The sequence below is a fragment of the Pseudomonas sp. TTU2014-080ASC genome, assembly GCF_001446935.1.
Taxonomy (GTDB): domain Bacteria; phylum Pseudomonadota; class Gammaproteobacteria; order Pseudomonadales; family Pseudomonadaceae; genus Aquipseudomonas.
In genome coordinates this window covers 1,141,001-1,156,418 of record NZ_LKKK01000001.1, presented here as the reverse complement: position 1 = coordinate 1,156,418, position 15,418 = coordinate 1,141,001, and the positions used below count along the sequence as shown (strand labels likewise).

16 protein-coding genes and 3 tRNA genes are annotated in these 15,418 nt (G+C 53.7%); 11 read left to right on the top strand and 8 right to left on the bottom strand.

The window, feature by feature from the left end; genetic code table 11:
- The first annotated feature begins 14 nt into the window (after positions 1-14).
- The 4 genes from clpB (at position 15) to AO726_RS05250 (ending at position 3,320) form a co-directional block, all read left to right on the top strand.
- Positions 15-2,579 carry an ATP-dependent chaperone ClpB gene (clpB, locus tag AO726_RS05265; RefSeq protein ID WP_058066979.1) on the top strand — a complete coding sequence of 855 codons (2,565 nt, stop codon included), beginning with the start codon at positions 15-17 and terminating at the stop codon, positions 2,577-2,579.
- 498 nt (positions 2,580-3,077) lie between these two features.
- A tRNA-Asn gene (locus AO726_RS05260) sits at positions 3,078-3,153 on the top strand.
- A gap of 9 nt (positions 3,154-3,162) precedes the next feature.
- Positions 3,163-3,239 (top strand) — tRNA-Pro (locus tag AO726_RS05255).
- Positions 3,240-3,244: 5 nt separating this feature from the next.
- Positions 3,245-3,320: transfer RNA gene (locus AO726_RS05250), tRNA-Lys, on the top strand.
- A gap of 158 nt (positions 3,321-3,478) precedes the next feature.
- Here the strand turns inward: AO726_RS05250 and AO726_RS05245 are convergent.
- The 3 genes from AO726_RS05245 to AO726_RS05235 form a co-directional block, all read right to left on the bottom strand.
- Entirely contained in the window at positions 3,479-4,795 is a 1,317-nt protein-coding gene (locus AO726_RS05245; protein ID WP_058066978.1) for an NAD(P)/FAD-dependent oxidoreductase, read from the bottom strand.
- Positions 4,796-4,858: 63 nt separating this feature from the next.
- Entirely contained in the window at positions 4,859-5,032 is a 174-nt protein-coding gene (locus AO726_RS05240) for a DUF3094 family protein (protein ID WP_058066977.1), read from the bottom strand.
- Positions 5,033-5,296: 264 nt separating this feature from the next.
- Positions 5,297-5,926 carry a DUF1780 domain-containing protein gene (locus AO726_RS05235; RefSeq protein ID WP_058066976.1) on the bottom strand — a complete coding sequence of 210 codons (630 nt, stop codon included), beginning with the start codon at positions 5,924-5,926 and terminating at the stop codon, positions 5,297-5,299.
- Positions 5,927-6,082: 156 nt separating this feature from the next.
- On the opposite strand from AO726_RS05235, the gene AO726_RS05230 reads away from it, so the two are divergent.
- Together AO726_RS05230 and AO726_RS05225 are read left to right on the top strand one after the other, a co-directional pair.
- The gene (locus AO726_RS05230) at positions 6,083-6,769 is read left to right on the top strand and encodes an energy-coupling factor ABC transporter permease (protein ID WP_058066975.1); all 687 of its coding nucleotides are present in this window, start codon (positions 6,083-6,085) and stop codon (positions 6,767-6,769) included.
- A 105-nt stretch (positions 6,770-6,874) separates the two neighbouring features.
- Positions 6,875-7,090, top strand: coding sequence for a hypothetical protein (locus AO726_RS05225; protein WP_058066974.1), 216 nt, complete (start codon positions 6,875-6,877; stop codon positions 7,088-7,090).
- 42 nt (positions 7,091-7,132) lie between these two features.
- Here AO726_RS05225 and yacG read toward each other — a convergent pair whose 3' ends face one another.
- The 5 genes from yacG to pilB form a co-directional block, all read right to left on the bottom strand.
- A complete protein-coding gene (gene yacG / locus AO726_RS05220) occupies positions 7,133-7,336 on the bottom strand; it encodes a DNA gyrase inhibitor YacG (RefSeq protein ID WP_058066973.1) in 204 nt (67 codons plus the stop codon).
- On the bottom strand, positions 7,333-7,944 hold the full coding sequence (gene coaE / locus AO726_RS05215; protein WP_058067103.1) for a dephospho-CoA kinase: 612 nt from the start codon (positions 7,942-7,944) through the stop codon (positions 7,333-7,335). The genes yacG and coaE overlap by 4 nt, the downstream gene beginning before the upstream one ends.
- Before the next feature lie 125 nt (positions 7,945-8,069).
- The gene (locus AO726_RS05210; RefSeq protein ID WP_058066972.1) at positions 8,070-8,936 is read right to left on the bottom strand and encodes a prepilin peptidase; all 867 of its coding nucleotides are present in this window, start codon (positions 8,934-8,936) and stop codon (positions 8,070-8,072) included.
- Positions 8,937-8,939: 3 nt separating this feature from the next.
- On the bottom strand, positions 8,940-10,160 hold the full coding sequence (locus AO726_RS05205; RefSeq protein WP_058066971.1) for a type II secretion system F family protein: 1,221 nt from the start codon (positions 10,158-10,160) through the stop codon (positions 8,940-8,942).
- Between the two features lie 3 nt (positions 10,161-10,163).
- Positions 10,164-11,867: a type IV-A pilus assembly ATPase PilB gene (gene pilB, locus AO726_RS05200; protein ID WP_058066970.1), complete on the bottom strand. Its 1,704-nt coding sequence runs from the start codon at positions 11,865-11,867 to the stop codon at positions 10,164-10,166.
- A gap of 286 nt (positions 11,868-12,153) precedes the next feature.
- Between pilB and AO726_RS21495 the strand changes: the two genes are divergently transcribed.
- From AO726_RS21495 to AO726_RS05175, 5 genes are read left to right on the top strand one after another with little or no spacing between them, the layout of a single operon-like run.
- On the top strand, positions 12,154-12,339 hold the full coding sequence (locus AO726_RS21495; protein WP_058066969.1) for a prepilin-type N-terminal cleavage/methylation domain-containing protein: 186 nt from the start codon (positions 12,154-12,156) through the stop codon (positions 12,337-12,339).
- A gap of 12 nt (positions 12,340-12,351) precedes the next feature.
- Complete coding sequence (locus tag AO726_RS05190) at positions 12,352-12,798, top strand: hypothetical protein (protein ID WP_058066968.1); 447 nt, start codon at positions 12,352-12,354, stop codon at positions 12,796-12,798.
- A gap of 45 nt (positions 12,799-12,843) precedes the next feature.
- The gene (locus tag AO726_RS05185) at positions 12,844-13,614 is read left to right on the top strand and encodes a hypothetical protein (protein ID WP_152987233.1); all 771 of its coding nucleotides are present in this window, start codon (positions 12,844-12,846) and stop codon (positions 13,612-13,614) included.
- Entirely contained in the window at positions 13,614-14,456 is an 843-nt protein-coding gene (locus AO726_RS05180) for a hypothetical protein (protein ID WP_058066966.1), read from the top strand. The genes AO726_RS05185 and AO726_RS05180 overlap by 1 nt, the downstream gene beginning before the upstream one ends.
- A complete protein-coding gene (locus AO726_RS05175; protein WP_058066965.1) occupies positions 14,456-15,358 on the top strand; it encodes an ABC transporter ATP-binding protein in 903 nt (300 codons plus the stop codon). The genes AO726_RS05180 and AO726_RS05175 overlap by 1 nt, the downstream gene beginning before the upstream one ends.
- Positions 15,359-15,418: the final 60 nt, after the last annotated feature.

Genomic DNA, 15,418 nt, shown 5'->3' with positions numbered 1-15,418 from the left:
AGGGATGATTTTTTATGCGTATTGACCGTTTAACCAGCAAGTTACAGCTTGCCCTCTCAGATGCCCAATCTTTAGCCGTGGGCATGGATCACTCTGCCATTGAGCCTCTGCACTTGATGCAGGCCCTGCTGGATCAACAGGGCGGTTCGATCCGACCGCTGCTGATGCAGGTCGGTTTTGATGTAAATGCCTTGCGCCAGTCATTGAGCAAAGAGCTGGATCAGCTGGGAAAACTGCAAAATCCGTCTGGGGACGTTAACTTGTCCCAAGACTTGGCGCGCCTGCTTAATCAAGCGGACCGCCTTTCTCAACAGAAAGGTGACCAATTCATCTCCAGTGAGCTGGTGCTGCTGGCTGCCATGGACGAAAACACCCGCTTGGGCAAACTGCTTTTGGCTCAGGGTGTAAGCCGCAAGGCGCTGGAAAACGCAGTTAACAACCTGCGTGGCGGCGAAGCGGTAAACGATCCGAACGCCGAAGAAAGCCGTCAGGCGCTGGATAAGTACACCGTCGACCTGACCAAGCGTGCCGAAGAGGGCAAGCTCGATCCGGTGATCGGCCGTGACGATGAAATCCGCCGTACCATTCAGGTTCTGCAGCGCCGTACCAAAAACAACCCCGTGCTGATCGGTGAGCCTGGCGTGGGTAAGACTGCGATTGCCGAAGGCCTGGCCCAGCGCATTATCAATGGTGAGGTGCCGGACAGCCTGAAAGACAAGCGCCTGCTCTCCCTTGATATGGGCGCACTGATTGCCGGTGCCAAATTCCGGGGTGAGTTTGAAGAGCGCCTGAAGGCGGTCCTCAATGAACTGTCTAAGCAGGAAGGCCGCATCATCCTGTTTATCGACGAGCTGCACACCATGGTCGGCGCCGGTAAAGGCGAGGGCGCGATGGATGCAGGCAACATGCTCAAGCCATCGCTGGCTCGTGGTGAGTTGCACTGCGTTGGCGCTACCACGCTGGACGAATATCGTCAGTACATCGAGAAAGATGCCGCCCTTGAGCGCCGCTTCCAGAAAGTCCTGGTGGACGAGCCTAGCGAAGAAGACACCATCGCCATCCTGCGTGGCCTGAAAGAACGCTACGAAGTGCACCACAAAGTGGCTATTACCGATGGCGCGATTATCGCTGCGGCGAAGTTGTCGCACCGTTACATCACTGACCGCCAGCTGCCGGACAAAGCCATCGACCTGATCGACGAAGCCGCCAGCCGCATCCGCATGGAAATCGACTCCAAGCCGGAAGAGCTGGATCGCCTGGAGCGCCGTCTGATTCAGCTGAAAGTGGAAGCACAAGCGCTGAAGAAAGAGGACGACGAGGCGACCATTAAGCGCCTGGAAAAACTCAATGAAGACATTGAGCGTCTGGAGCGTGAGTACGCCGACCTGGAAGAAATCTGGAAGTCTGAGAAGGCTGAGCTACAAGGCTCCGCTCAGATTCAGCAGAAAATCGAACAGGCCCGCACAGAGCTGGAAAATGCCCGTCGTAAGGGTGACCTGAGCCGCATGGCCGAGTTGCAATACGGCATCATCCCGGATCTGGAGCGTAGCTTGCAGATGGTGGATCAGCACGGCAAACCGGAGAACCAGCTGCTGCGCAATAAGGTCACTGAAGAGGAAATCGCCGAAGTCGTTTCCAAGTGGACGGGAATTCCTGTCAGCAAAATGATGGAAGGCGAGCGTGAAAAGCTGCTGAATATGGAAGGCTTGCTGCATCAGCGTGTGATCGGCCAGAACGAAGCGGTGGTGGCCGTAGCCAACGCAGTGCGCCGTTCCCGTGCAGGGCTGTCTGACCCGAATCGTCCGAGCGGCTCGTTCCTCTTCTTAGGTCCAACCGGCGTGGGTAAAACTGAGCTGTGCAAGGCGTTGGCTGAGTTCCTCTTTGATACTGAAGAGGCGCTGGTGCGCATTGATATGTCCGAGTTTATGGAGAAACACTCGGTGGCTCGCCTGATTGGTGCGCCGCCCGGATATGTCGGCTATGAAGAGGGCGGTTACCTGACTGAAGCGGTGCGCCGCAAGCCTTACTCCGTCATTCTTATGGATGAAGTGGAGAAGGCGCACCCGGATGTGTTCAACGTGCTGCTGCAAGTGCTGGAAGATGGCCGTCTGACCGATAGTCAGGGCCGTACGGTGGACTTCAAGAACACTGTGGTGGTGATGACCTCTAACTTGGGCTCAGCACAGATCCAGGAGCTGGTCGATGACCGCGAAGCACAACGCGCAGCGGTAATGGATGCAGTCAGCAGTCACTTCCGACCGGAGTTCATCAACCGGATCGACGAAGTGGTGATCTTCGAACCGCTGGCCCGCGATCAGATTGCTGGCATTGCGAAGATTCAGCTCAGCCGCCTGCGTCAGCGCTTGGCCGAGCGTGAGTTGGCTCTGGAGTTGACTGATGAGGCGATGGATAAGCTGATCGCAGTAGGTTACGACCCGGTATACGGCGCGCGTCCGTTGAAGCGAGCTGTGCAGCGCTGGATCGAGAACCCACTGGCGCAACAGATCTTGGCCGGTAAGTTCGTTCCAGGCGCTACCGTCAAAGGTACTGTTGAAGGCGACGAGATCGTCTTTGCCTAACGATCTGAGGACGTTTCCCTCCAAGCCCCGGCTCAGCATTGTCTGACTGGGGCTTTTTGTTTCCTGTCTATAGAGTTGCCCCGTAGCCTGGAATATCTACAGGCGGAGTCCGGGGAGCACGATGTCCCTGTATGTCGGTTAGCCTTTTTGTCGCCGTGCATATCCAATTCATTGAACACCAAGCTATTTTTTGCGGGTGCGACGAAAAAATTTTCATTTCAGCGAAAAAATTTTCGCCATTTCGGATGATGTCTTCCCTGTTTTTTCCCGATTTGGGTTGTGAGAAGAGGAATGGAGATGGCGTGCGAATTCCCGAAATACGGGGCTTGGATGGCTCTTCGCCCCATCAGAGATAAAAAGTCGGCCCTGTTCTGCAAATAATTGTTCTAAAAGCAATTTAGGGGGTTGACACTGGTTCGAATAACCGTAAAATGGCGCGCCTCAACGCAGCAAACGTTACAAACAAACGGTTCTGCTGAGAGGCGAAAGTTACAAAGTTCCGCGATAGCTCAGTCGGTAGAGCAAATGACTGTTAATCATTGGGTCCCTGGTTCGAGTCCAGGTCGCGGAGCCAACTTTCTTTCGGGGTATAGCGCAGTCCGGTAGCGCGCCTGCTTTGGGAGCAGGATGTCGGGAGTTCGAATCCCCCTACCCCGACCATTTTAGGGTCGTTAGCTCAGTTGGTAGAGCAGTTGGCTTTTAACCAATTGGTCGTAGGTTCGAGTCCTACACGACCCACCATTTCAAGCTTGCTTGAAAGTAAAAAACCCGCCTAGAGCGGGTTTTTTATTGCCTGTGATTTTTATCAAACTATTGAGTCTCGCTTAAAGCTGCTTTCGCTACGTTATTGAACTGAGAAATAGGGCAGGTGGATAAGCTTATCTACCTGCCCCGGTGCTTTAGTGCAGTTTCAGACGGGGTTCTGTGCTGCGGCCAATGCGATCACCAAGCATCATCAACAGGGTGCGGGTGGTGCCGTACAGGGCGATTTGATGCATCCGGTACAGCGACACATAGAACATCCGCGCCAGCCAGCCTTCGAGCATGACGCTGCCGCCCAGTTTGCCGGCCAGATTCCCCATCAAATTACCCACGGCGGAGAAGGTAGACAGGGAAATCAGTGATCCGTAATCGCGGTACTGATAGACCGGCAGCGTGGTTTTACCTTCCAGGCGTGCCTTCAAAGATTTGGCAATCAGTGTGGCTTGTTGGTGAGCGGCCTGGGCGCGCGGTGGGACGTTGCGACCATCCGTGCCAGGCATTGGGCAGGCGGCGCAGTCGCCTAGTGCGTAGATATCATCGTCTTGTGTGGTCTGCAGGGTTTGGCGCACCAGCAGCTGATTGATGCGGTTGCTTTCCAGGCCGCCAAGTTGGTTGAGGAACTGTGGCGCACGAATGCCCGCGGCCCAGACCTTGAGGCTGGCAGGGATAATCTTGCCATCTTTGGTGTGCAAGGCATCCGCGGTTACCTGGCTGACGGCTGCGCCGGTCAGAACTGTCACGCCAAGCTTCTCTAGGGTTTTGTGCACGGGTTTGCTGATCCGTTCAGGCAGGGCTGGCAGCACGCGGGGGCCTGCTTCGATCAGGGTGATGTGCATATTCTCCGGGCTGATCTTGTTCAGGCCGTAGGCGGCAAGTTCGCGAGCCGCGTGGTTGAGCTCGGCAGCCAACTCCACACCTGTTGCCCCGGCACCAACAATAGCAACGCTGATTCGCTCGTTGGAGGCGTCTTCCTCGGCGTGGGCGCGCAGGTAGTGATTCAGCAGTTGCCGATGGAAGCGTTCGGCCTGCTCGCGGGTATCGAGGAACAGGCAGTGCTCTGCTGCACCGGCGGTGCCGAAGTCATTTGTAGTGCTGCCAACCGCAATCACCAGGGTGTCGTAGCTCAGCTCGCGGGCAGGCATCAGCTCCAGGCCATTCTCGTCCAGGGTGGCTTCCAGCTGAATGCGCTTGCTGCTGCGATCCAAGCCGCAGAGGCGGCCCAGCTGGAATTCGAAGTGATTCCACTTGGCCTGTGCCACGTAGTTCAGTTCGTCGACGTTGGAGTTCAAAGAGCCTGCGGCTACTTCGTGCAGCAGTGGCTTCCAGATATGGGTCAGGTTGGCGTCGACCAAGGTGATCGAGGCTTTGTTGCGCTTGCCCAGTGTCTTACCCAGACGGGTAGCTAACTCCAGGCCGCCGGCGCCACCGCCGACGATTACGATTTTGTGGCTCATGGGATGTGCTCGCAAGGTAATGGAAATTCAAAAGCGGGGCGTACCGTGTGAGCGAATGGCTGCTCATAGAACCAACCATGCAATTAGCCGGCTAAGCAGACCGAGGGCAATGACCACAAACAGGATGACTGATAAGAGTCGCCAGACTTTGAACGGCTGACGTTGTACCTGATGCTGGGGAGCGCTGAGATACTGTTCGACACGTTGCAGGTCTTCAGGATTCAGGCGGCTGGACATGCTTACCTCGGCTGGTTAAGCAACAGGGCTGTTGATCAGGGCTGATCTTGGTCCGTAATGCGGCCATTCTAGCCGCCACTGGTTGGACAGGCCAATGCGCTTACGGACATCAGGGTTAGTCTTTGGTCTGCAATAGTTATAGTCAATTTGCAGTAATACTGCGTTCTAAGGCGGGAAAACTGCATGGAACTTGTTGTCACAACAGTCCTTAGTCAAAGCGCGGGCTCATTGCGGCAGGCGAAAACTTGTGCGCTGTTCGGTTGGCTATAGGCCAATGCCGATATCGAAGAGGATGGTGCGGCCCAGGTTACTGCGCAGGAACTCGGGAGCTGAGGTGTTGGCAAAGAGGACGCGGGCATAGTTCGGCCCGACCAGTGAGAGTGAGCGCCAACCTAGTCTCAAGTATTCGCTGGGGGCAGGGAAGTGGCTGTTGAAGTCCGGCACCGAGCGCTTGAGATCGGCGTAGGCGACCATATCCAGCTGGCCTACATCCAGGTGGCGTTCCTGATAGTTGCGGGCCTTTTTCATCAAGGTCGGGGCCAATTTTTCCTGCAGCTGGCGTGCGCTGATGCGGCGCGGTTTTTGTTCGCGGCGTACAAGCTCACGGAGGCTGAAAGCCTTGCGCCGCCGTTCCAGCTCGGCGCGCCATTCGTCATTTAGCCGACGGCCTTCGTCCAGAACGAAAAACACCTCGAAGTTCGCATCACGAAAGATAACGTCGGGCGGTTCCTTATCAGGCGCTCTGAACTCATCCAAGCTGAATGACACATTCAACGCTTGCAGCAGGTGCAGGCACACCCAACGCTCGCGCTCCCATTTGCGCGCGTTGGAGAGAAAGTCGTTGGCTTGCTCTGCCTGTGCTGTGAGTAGGCTCAGATATTCGGATTCGTTCATGAGGCGCAGACTACCTGCATGGCGCAGCGCTGTGTAGTGTGCCCTGGCTGAGTGACAATATGCCAATCGCCAAGCGAGGCGCGCACTCGTAAACTGCCGTGCCTGCTAACCCATCTTGGTCAGTCGTGATGACTGTTTAGCTTCTGGAAGTGTCTGATGATTGCCGCCAACGTACTGTCCGGAACTTCGCAAATGCTCGGCTGGATGCTGTATCTGCCGTTAGTCGGCTGGGCAATCTGGCGGGCACCGTGGGTTGAGTTATGCACGGATATCCGGCGTCAGCACTTGCTGGGTGGCACGGCGCTGGCGCTGTTTGTGTTGTGGCTGGTGCGGCGAGATTTTGATTCCGGGTTGTCATTTCACTTTGTCGGGATGACCGCGGTGACGCTGTTGCTGGACTGGCCGCTGGCCATTCTGGTGGGACTGGTGACTCAGCTTGGGCTGACCCTGCTTGGCAAACAGGACCTGGCTGCGCTTGGGATTAATGGGCTGCTGCTGGTGGCGATCCCTGTGCTGGTAACCGAGGCGTGTGCACTTTGGGTTGAGAAGAAGCAGCCGCGTAATCTATTCGTCTACATCTTTTGCAGCGGTTTTTTTGCTTCTGCGCTGGCGACGCTGATCTGCATTTTTGTTGCTTTGGGCATCTTGCTGGCAGATGGATTATTTCCTATGCCGCCCTGGCTTGAGGATTTTATCGGCTACCTGTGGCTGGTAATTTTCCCGGAAGCCTTTATCAACGGCATGATTGTTACCGCGCTGGTGGTCTTCTACCCGGATTGGCTGGAGACCTTTAACAAACCCCGGTATCTCGCAGCGCCCTGGAAAGACGATCATCCGGGCTGATGGCCTGTGCTTCATCAGGGCGATAGCGTCGTACGCTTTGATACAGATCAAGCCACTTAGCCTTGGGCGATACATGCTCGGCCTGTGTTTAACAGGGAGAAAGCTATGGGTGTGTATACATGGGCGCGGCAGGAACTTGAGCAGAGCCTTCGCGCGGCTCAGATGCAGGGACTGGATGAGGGTATGGCGTTACGTGCATTGCTAAGTGCCGCGGTTGAGTGCAGCAAAACACACAGAGAAATTGCAGACTTGGCCTCAGAGCTGAGGTTTATGGCGGACAATCTGGACGATGACCGCGACTACAGTTTTATGCGGCCTTAAGCGCGGGTGGCGGCTGAAGGGTCGCCTACCCGCTGTTTCCGGTTAATGTGTTTGGCGTGGAGGCTGCTCTTCTGAGAAGACGTCATCTTCCAGCGGGTTTCCGGGAATTGCGTGCTCCTCTGCGGCCCAGGCTCCCAGATCAATCAGCTTGCAACGCTCGCTGCAAAACGGGCGGCTAGGGCTTTGTGGGCCCCATTCAACCGGTGCGCCACAGGTCGGACAGGTGACGAGGGTTGGGTTGCTCATGCTTCTTTGCCTCCGCGGAGAGTCAGATAAAAGGCGTGCAGGCGCTGCACTTCGTCGTTCAGCCAGCTCAGGTCGCGGTCGTTGACCAGAACATCATGGGCATGGCGCAGGCGCTCTTCCCGCTTTGCTTGGGCTTTGAGGATAGCCTCTACTTGCTCGCTGCTAGTTTGATCGCGGGCCACCGTGCGCTCAATCTGCAGGGCTTCCGGTGCATCCACGACCAGCAGGCGCTGGGTCATCAGTCGCTGTCCGGATTCAACCAGCAGTGGTGAAACGAGAATGGCATAGGGCGACTGGGCGCTGGCCAGTGACTGCTGAATTTCCTGATTGATAAGCGGATGCAGCAGAGCTTCAAGCCAGCGGCGCTCTTCGGGGTTACTGAAGATGCGGGCTCGCAGGGCGGGGCGGTTCAGATAACCGTCGGGAAGTAGGATTGCTTCGCCAAAGTGCTCGACAATTTTTGTCAGTGCAGGTTTGCCAGGCTCAACCACCCAGCGTGCCGCATGGTCGGCATCTACAGCATGTACACCCAGTTCGATAAATTGCTGAGCCACGGCACTTTTGCCGCTGCCTATTCCGCCAGTCAGGCCAAGAATCCAGGGTTTCATGCGAGCACGATGCTCCAGCTTAATCACAAAGACGCGATTGTAGTTCAGCCACTGCGCCGAGCGGAACACTAAGGCTTGGTGTTGATAGGGCAGGGCGGCCGATGCAGGCCGCCAAAGGGCGCAAGTCAGAATCGGATTAGTTGCAGATAGCCGGAGGTAATCTGCTCGCCCCAGAGCAAGGCGATAAATCCGGCAATGGCCAGATAGGGGCCGAAGGGAATTGGCGTGCTGCTGTCCTGGTTGCGCAGTTTGAGCATGATCATACCCAATACAGCGCCGACCAACGACGACAGCAAAATCGTCAGTGGTAATACCTGCCAGCCGCCCCAGGCACCGAGCATGGCAAGCAGTTTGAAGTCGCCGTAGCCCATGCCTTCTTTTCCGGTCACCAGTTTGAACAGCCAGTACACTGACCACAGGCTGAGATAGCCGGCAATTGCACCCCACAACGCACTTTCAAGACTGGTGAACAAGCCCAAGTAATTGACGATGAGCCCCAGCCACAACAGCGGCAACACCAGCGAGTCTGGCAGCAGATGGTGATCCACATCGATCAGGCTCATCGCCAGCAGGCCCCAGGTCAGTAGCAGGAAAGCACCGGTCTGCCAGCTGAAGCCGAAATGCCAGGCGACGTAGGCAGACAGCAGGCCGCAAGTCAGCTCCACCAGCGGATAGCGCAGGCTGATATGGGTTTTGCAACTGGAGCATTTGCCACGTAAGAACAGATAGCTGATCAGCGGAATGTTTTCCCACGGTTTGATTTCGTGGGCGCAATGAGGGCAGCGGGAGTTGGGCAGGACTAAGTTAAAGGTTTCGCCTGCGGACTCTTCCGGCAACTCCAGAGCTTCGCGGGCTTGGGCTCGCCATTCTCGCTCCATCATTTTGGGCAAGCGGTAGACCAGCACATTAAGAAAACTGCCGATGAGCAGGCCGAGAACGAGCGCACACAAAATAAAGGCCAGCGGTTCGCTGGCCAGAAGATCAACAATCATGAATTAACCAACCACCGAGCCAAGCTGGAAGATCGGCAGGTACATGGCAATGATCAGGCCACCGACCAGCACGCCCAGCACCGCCATAATCATCGGCTCCATTAGGGCTGTCAGGTTATCCACGGCGTTATCAACTTCCGCTTCGTAATATTCGGCGGTCTTATCCAGCATCTCATCCAGGGAGCCGGACTCCTCACCAATAGCTGTCATCTGTACGGCCATGGAGGGAAATACGCCAGTGGTGCGCATGGAGAAGTTGAGCTGTGTGCCGGAGGATACATCATTGCGGATTTTCGCAACCGCCTCGCGGAACACCACGTTACCGGCTGCTCCCTCCACTGACTGCAAGCCATCGACTAGTGGTACGCCTGCTGAGAATGTGGTGGATAGGGTGCGAGCGAAACGCGCAACTACCGATTTGTAGAGGATGTCGCCAAAAATAGGGGCCTTAAGCAAGGTTCGGTCCATAAAGTCTCTAAATCGTTGAGAGCGTTTATGGCTTTCCTTGAATCCAACTACTACTGCGATGATCACGCCTAGGTAGATGTACCATTGATCTTGCAGGCTGCGGGACATATCCACAACCACCTGAGTAAACGCAGGTAATTCTGCGCCAAAGCCTTGGAACACCGCCTCGAACTGTGGCACTACTTTGATCAGCAAAATAGCTGTCACAATAATTGCCACTACAATGACCGCCATCGGGTAGGTCATGGCTTTTTTGATCTTGGCTTTCAGTGCCTCGGTCTTTTCTTTATAGGTTGCGATCCGGTCCAACAGGGTTTCCAAGGCACCGGATTGCTCACCTGAATCCACCAGGTTGCAGTACAGGTCATCAAAGTACTGAGGTTTGGTACGCAGGGATGCGGCGAAGCTGTTACCGGCAGCGACTTCCTGTTTTATGTCGTTAATCAGGTTGCGCATATTGGGGTTCTCAAAACCTTCACCAATAATGTCAAAGGCCTGCAGCAGCGGTACGCCAGCCTTCATCATAGTGGCCATTTGCCGGGTAAACAGGGCAATGTCCATCGGTTTGATTTTCTTGCCAGTACTAAACAGTGAGCCAGGCTTTTTCTTTACCTTAAGTGGGTTAATGCCCTGCTTGCGTAGCTGGGCTTTGATAAGAGCTGGGGATTGTCCCGACATCTCCCCCTTGATCTTGCCGCCCTTCTTGTCGATACCTTCCCACGTGAAAACACTGAGTTTTAACGCCTTGTCCGCCATGGGTTAATCCTTGGTTACTCGGTTGACTTCTTCAAGGCTGGTAATGCCTTGCATTGCTTTCAGTAACGCGGAAGTACGTAGATCGTTAAAGCCGTCTTTACGCATCTGGATGGAGATATCGATGGAGTTGCCTTCCTCCATAATGATGCGTTGCAAGGCAGGGGTGTTTTTCACCACCTCGTAAATACCCACCCGGCCTTTATAGCCGTGGTTGCAGTTCTCGCAACCCACAGGGCCGTAGAGTTTGATGCTGTCTACTTTGTCCGCTGGGAAGCCCTCTTCCAGCAGGGTCTCGCGTGGTACGGTTACTTCTTTCTTGCAGTGGCTGCACAGCTTGCGCGCCAAACGCTGGGCGATGATCAGGTTCACCGAGGTGGCGATATTGAACGAGGGCACGCCCATATTACGCAAGCGGGTGAGTGTTTCCGCCGCACTATTGGTGTGCAGGGTCGACATCACCATGTGGCCGGTCTGGGCCGCTTTAACTGCAATCGACGCGGTATCTAAGTCGCGGATCTCGCCGACCATGATGATGTCCGGATCTTGGCGCAGGAAGGCCTTGAGCGCTGCGGTAAAGTCCATGCCCTGTTTCGGGTTGACGTTGACCTGGTTAATCCCTTCAAGGTTAATTTCTACCGGGTCTTCCGCGGTGGAAATATTGACGTCGACTGTATTGAGGATATTCAGGCCGGTGTACAGCGAAACGGTTTTGCCGGAGCCCGTTGGGCCGGTAACCAAGATCATGCCTTGTGGTTGCTTCAGTGCGGTGAGGTACAGCTCTTTCTGATCCTCTTCATAACCCAGCGCATCAATACCCATTTGTGCACTGGCGGAGTCCAGAATCCGCATTACGATTTTCTCGCCCCACAAGGTTGGGCAGGTGCTTACGCGAAAGTCGATGGACTTGCTTTTAGATAGGCGCATCTTGATCCGCCCATCCTGTGGCTTACGACGCTCAGAGATATCCAAGCCTGCCATTACCTTCAAGCGGGCGGAAATTCGAGGTGCCAACTGAATTGGCGGACGGGCGATTTCTTGCAGAATGCCGTCAGTACGGAAGCGGACGCGGTAGTTCTTTTCGTAGGGCTCAAAGTGCAGGTCAGATGAGCCTTTCTTAATGGCGTCCAAGAGCATCTTGTTAACAAAGCGCACCACTGGGGCGTCGTCGGCGGCATTGCCTTCGTTGTTGTCAGAGCTGTCTTCATCCATGGCCTCGACATCAATGCCATCAAGGTCAACATCAGCTAGGTCTTCCATTCCGCTGTTGGCGGAGTCGAAGAAACGCTCGATAGCGTCATTCAGTTTGTCATCTTCAACCAGCAACGCTTCGGTGGTCAGTCCGGTGGAGAACTGAACATCGGTTACTGCTTGGTGGTTGGTGGGGTCGGAGACGCCGATAAACAGCTTATTACCACGACGGAACAGCGGAATAATGCGGTGCTGTCGCACCAGCTTTTCGCTGACCAGCTCCTTTGGCTGCGCCTCTTTATCAATGGCGCTGAGGTCGCAATAAGGCACGCCGAACTGTTCGGAGGCGATATCTGCAACGGCCTTACCGGTGGTGATCTTGTTTTGCACCAGATAGGTAACAAGGGGAATTTTGTTACGCAATGCCTGGGCTTGAGCCTGCGCCGCGACACTTTCAGTCAACAGTTCAGCGTTGACCAGTTGCCGGGCCAAGCCGGTGAGGTTGGGGGCTTCGCTCATGATTGTGTAGTGCTGTGGCTAATAGTTATGCGTGCCTTATAGCGTAATTCATGCATTTGCCCAAGAGCTGTTATGTGGGGTGACGCAAATTGTCACTTCATGACCAGTTTGAAAATGGATGGGATGAGTTCAGTGAAGCATGACTAAAACAGTCGGGTATTGCTTCGGCATTTATAGATACTGCGTTCTGAGCATAGTTTGGGGCTTTATATGGGGTTTCTGATGGATTGGCACAGGCTGTGCAGGTAAGTATCTGTCTGTGACTAACCACAACAGGAGCTAGACGATGAAGTCTCTCAAGAAGCAAAAAGGTTTTACCCTGATCGAGCTGATGATCGTTATTGCGATCATTGGTATTTTGGCTGCAATTGCTATTCCGCAGTTCAATGATTATCGCGCTAAAGCGAATGATTCGACTGCTCTGGCTGATGCCAAGAACGCTATTACTGCTCTGACTTCTGCTCAACGTTAATTGGAGGTTGCTATGAAAACTACATTTAAAGCTGCAGTAGCAATTGCATCCCTGGCGTTGACTGCCGGTATTTCCGCGGCGCCAACTGAACTTCCTGCAGACGGTCGTGTTACTGTTTTGACATGTGGTTTATTGGCTGATGATGTGCAGCTGACTGCATCGAACAACGTATTGATGGCATTCAACTGTGAAGGTACTGCAAACGTTATCCAGGTTGCGGCTTGCCATACTGCAGGTCGAACCAAAGAGCGTACTGAACTTACGCCATGCGACAACGATCCAGCTACACCAGCTCCGGAGTGCACAACTCCGCCAGCTACTCAGGTAACCTCTAGTGCGAATATTTATGTTGCTCGCTCCAATGGTGGCCGTCTGCAGCCAGCTCCATTCAACAACACTGACCGTTGTGTTCAAGCAACAGTCAACGGCAAAATCCCTAACTTGAACGCCGCACCTTAAGATAGTGTTAAGGCAGGAGGTACTCTCCTGCCTTTCAGGATGGCAATGTTTAAAGAATCAATTTTGCTCATTTGGCGCAGCCACTTGATTGCTTTGGGTGGGCTGCTGGTTGCCCTTGTTGCGATATCGGCATTTTGTGCGGGGCTATTTAGTGGTAGGCAACCTGCTACAGTTGCTTTAGATGTTGGTATTTCGACTCTTCGCCTTTTTACACCTCTTCTGTTATTTCTTCTTGTTCATGAGGTTATGTCGAGGGAGTTCTCTCGAAAGTACTATTTGCGCACTTTTGCAATGCCCATTAATAGGGCTAATATTTTGTTTGGCAAGTTTTTTGCTGTTTTCTTATATATGGTTTTCCTTGTGGTCCTTGGGGCGGCTCTATTGGGTGGGATGGCTTACTTTGTCTCTCTGGGGTATCAGCAGGCCACAGCTATTTCAATGAGCGGCTTTGCGATATTTATTGCGTTTTTTTTGCTTGATGTTTTTGTGATTCTCTCTGTTTCGGTCTTTGTATCGATGATTACTTCCTCGACGGGGTTTTTGTTTTTTACAATTATCGGATTTTCGATTGTGTCAAGAACATATTATTCCGTTATTCAATTGCTTGCGGACGGTGCCCCATTAGAGTCTGGGATTTCAATGTTGAAATGGTTAGTTCCAGATTTAGGTAGTTTGGATATTAGGGGCGTGGCTCTCTATGGGAAAATTGAATTTCTACCAGATCAATGGGCACTATTGATAGCCGGTACCCTAGGGTATGCAGTGTTATTTTTGGCGTTTGCAGTTATGGCATTGCAAAATAAGCGTTTCAGCTGATGTTGCGTAACTTCAACATTCCGACCGCGTCGATTGCGCTTTCGGGCCTTCTGCTGTTTTTATATGCTGTTTTAATGCAGTCGAGCGATTACAAAGGAAGTTCTCTGGATTCAGGGGGGCGTGTAGTTATACCAGCTCCAATTTTGTTGTTTCTGTACGGGGGCGATCGTTTTTTTGCCGCGAACATGGAAACAGCAAGGTTGGCCGCAACTGGAGTTGATTTCGGACAAGCGGACATGGATTACCTTGTGCGAGCTCAAGCAGTAGTTTCTGAACTCAATCCATGTCATGAAGATAATTACTATCTGGCAAACGGTTTTTTGACATGGGGGGGGGCGGATCAAGTCGGCAGCTCTATTTTGAAGCGTGCCGCTAGCTGCAGATTTTGGGACGAATACCCAGCTTTCTTTTATGGGTTTAATCAGTTCTTTTTTGAAAAGAATCTTGAGCAAGCCTCTCTCTATCTCGAAATGGCAGCCCGGCGATCAAGCCAAAATGCAGCAAGCTTTAGAAAGTTCGCAATCATGATTAGGGCTGAGCAGATTGAGGATGCTGAGCTGGCAATTAAGTTTGTCGAATCAGAGCGGGATAAGTCTGCAGACGCGAAGCTAAAAGACATGCTAAACAAGCGTGTTATGCGCTTGAAGGGGCTAGTGCTGCTTCGTGATGCACAGCGCCGTTTTGAATTATTGCGCGGTAAAAAACTTGAAAGTCCAGAGGAGTTATTGGAGGCAGGTTTGATTGATACGCTGCCCGATGATCCTTTGCGGTTGGGGTACGAGTTTATTGATCATCGTTTTGTACTCAGACAGATTAAGTTTTCTGGGGCAGAGGAGGAATAGTGTCCGCAGTTATGGAGTTTAGGGGGGTAAACCACACCTTCCACACCAAAGGCAAAACCCTCCAGGCCCTGAAGGATGTAAACCTCACTATGTCCGAAGGTGAGGTTTTCGGTTTTGTCGGTCCAAACGGTGCGGGTAAGTCCACTACGATTAAGGTGATGCTGGACATCATCAATGACTATCAAGGCTCAGTCAGCATCTACGGTGTAGATGCGCATAAGGCGGAGGCGCGTAAGCCGCTTGCCTATGTGCCGGAAGCGCCGGCGCTTTATGAGCAGTTCACGCCCTTGGAAATTCTGCGTATGGGGCTGTCTATGTACGGCATCAAACGCAAAGACGCTGATGCGTGGTGCATGCATTGGATGGAGCGTTTCTCCATTGCGCAGAACGCTAAGCGCAAGATTCGCGAGTTATCCAAGGGCAACGTGCAGCGTGTGGCGCTGGCACATGCGATGGTCGTTCAGCCTAAGTTGCTGGTGCTGGATGAGCCGTTGTCTGGCCTTGATCCGGTTGGGCGTAAGGATGTGGTGGAGATTCTCACCGAGTTCAAACAGCAGGGTGGGGCGATCTTCTTCACTTCTCACGTGTTGCACGACGTAGAGCGTATTGCCGACCGTTTTGGCTTTATCAATAAAGGCCAACTGCTCACTGTGCGTTCGCCCCGCGAGTTGGCGGCAGAGCGCGTGGACCATATGTTGGTGCGCTACTCCGCCGCGCAACCGCTGGTTGAAGGTGGGCGCACGCTGCGTGAGGCAGAGTATGAGTGTGAAGTGATGCAGGTAGATTTACCGGCCTTTATAGCTCAGCTCAATCAGGTTGGCGGGCATCTGTTGAGCATCAAGCCTGCGGTGTCGTTGGAAACCGTGTTCTTCAAAATTCTTGAAGAGGCGCAGACTGCTTAAGTCTTGAGTCTTTGCTGCTGAAGCCGCTCCTGCGCACGATGGTGGCTAGGAGCGGCTTTG

Coding starts and splice junctions, on each gene's coding strand:
- AO726_RS21495 (WP_058066969.1), top strand. CDS start 12,154: ATGAAGTCTCTCAAGAAGCAAAAAGGTTTTACCCTGATCGAGCTGATG.
- AO726_RS05245 (WP_058066978.1), bottom strand. CDS start 4,795: ATGAGCCACAAAATCGTAATCGTCGGCGGTGGCGCCGGCGGCCTGGAG.
- coaE (WP_058067103.1), bottom strand. CDS start 7,944: ATGAAACCCTGGATTCTTGGCCTGACTGGCGGAATAGGCAGCGGCAAA.
- yacG (WP_058066973.1), bottom strand. CDS start 7,336: ATGAGCAACCCAACCCTCGTCACCTGTCCGACCTGTGGCGCACCGGTT.
- clpB (WP_058066979.1), top strand. CDS start 15: ATGCGTATTGACCGTTTAACCAGCAAGTTACAGCTTGCCCTCTCAGAT.
- AO726_RS05210 (WP_058066972.1), bottom strand. CDS start 8,936: ATGATTGTTGATCTTCTGGCCAGCGAACCGCTGGCCTTTATTTTGTGT.
- AO726_RS05235 (WP_058066976.1), bottom strand. CDS start 5,926: ATGAACGAATCCGAATATCTGAGCCTACTCACAGCACAGGCAGAGCAA.
- AO726_RS05190 (WP_058066968.1), top strand. CDS start 12,352: ATGAAAACTACATTTAAAGCTGCAGTAGCAATTGCATCCCTGGCGTTG.
- AO726_RS05185 (WP_152987233.1), top strand. CDS start 12,844: ATGTTTAAAGAATCAATTTTGCTCATTTGGCGCAGCCACTTGATTGCT.
- AO726_RS05225 (WP_058066974.1), top strand. CDS start 6,875: ATGGGTGTGTATACATGGGCGCGGCAGGAACTTGAGCAGAGCCTTCGC.
- AO726_RS05180 (WP_058066966.1), top strand. CDS start 13,614: ATGTTGCGTAACTTCAACATTCCGACCGCGTCGATTGCGCTTTCGGGC.
- pilB (WP_058066970.1), bottom strand. CDS start 11,867: ATGAGCGAAGCCCCCAACCTCACCGGCTTGGCCCGGCAACTGGTCAAC.
- AO726_RS05205 (WP_058066971.1), bottom strand. CDS start 10,160: ATGGCGGACAAGGCGTTAAAACTCAGTGTTTTCACGTGGGAAGGTATC.
- AO726_RS05240 (WP_058066977.1), bottom strand. CDS start 5,032: ATGTCCAGCCGCCTGAATCCTGAAGACCTGCAACGTGTCGAACAGTAT.
- AO726_RS05230 (WP_058066975.1), top strand. CDS start 6,083: ATGATTGCCGCCAACGTACTGTCCGGAACTTCGCAAATGCTCGGCTGG.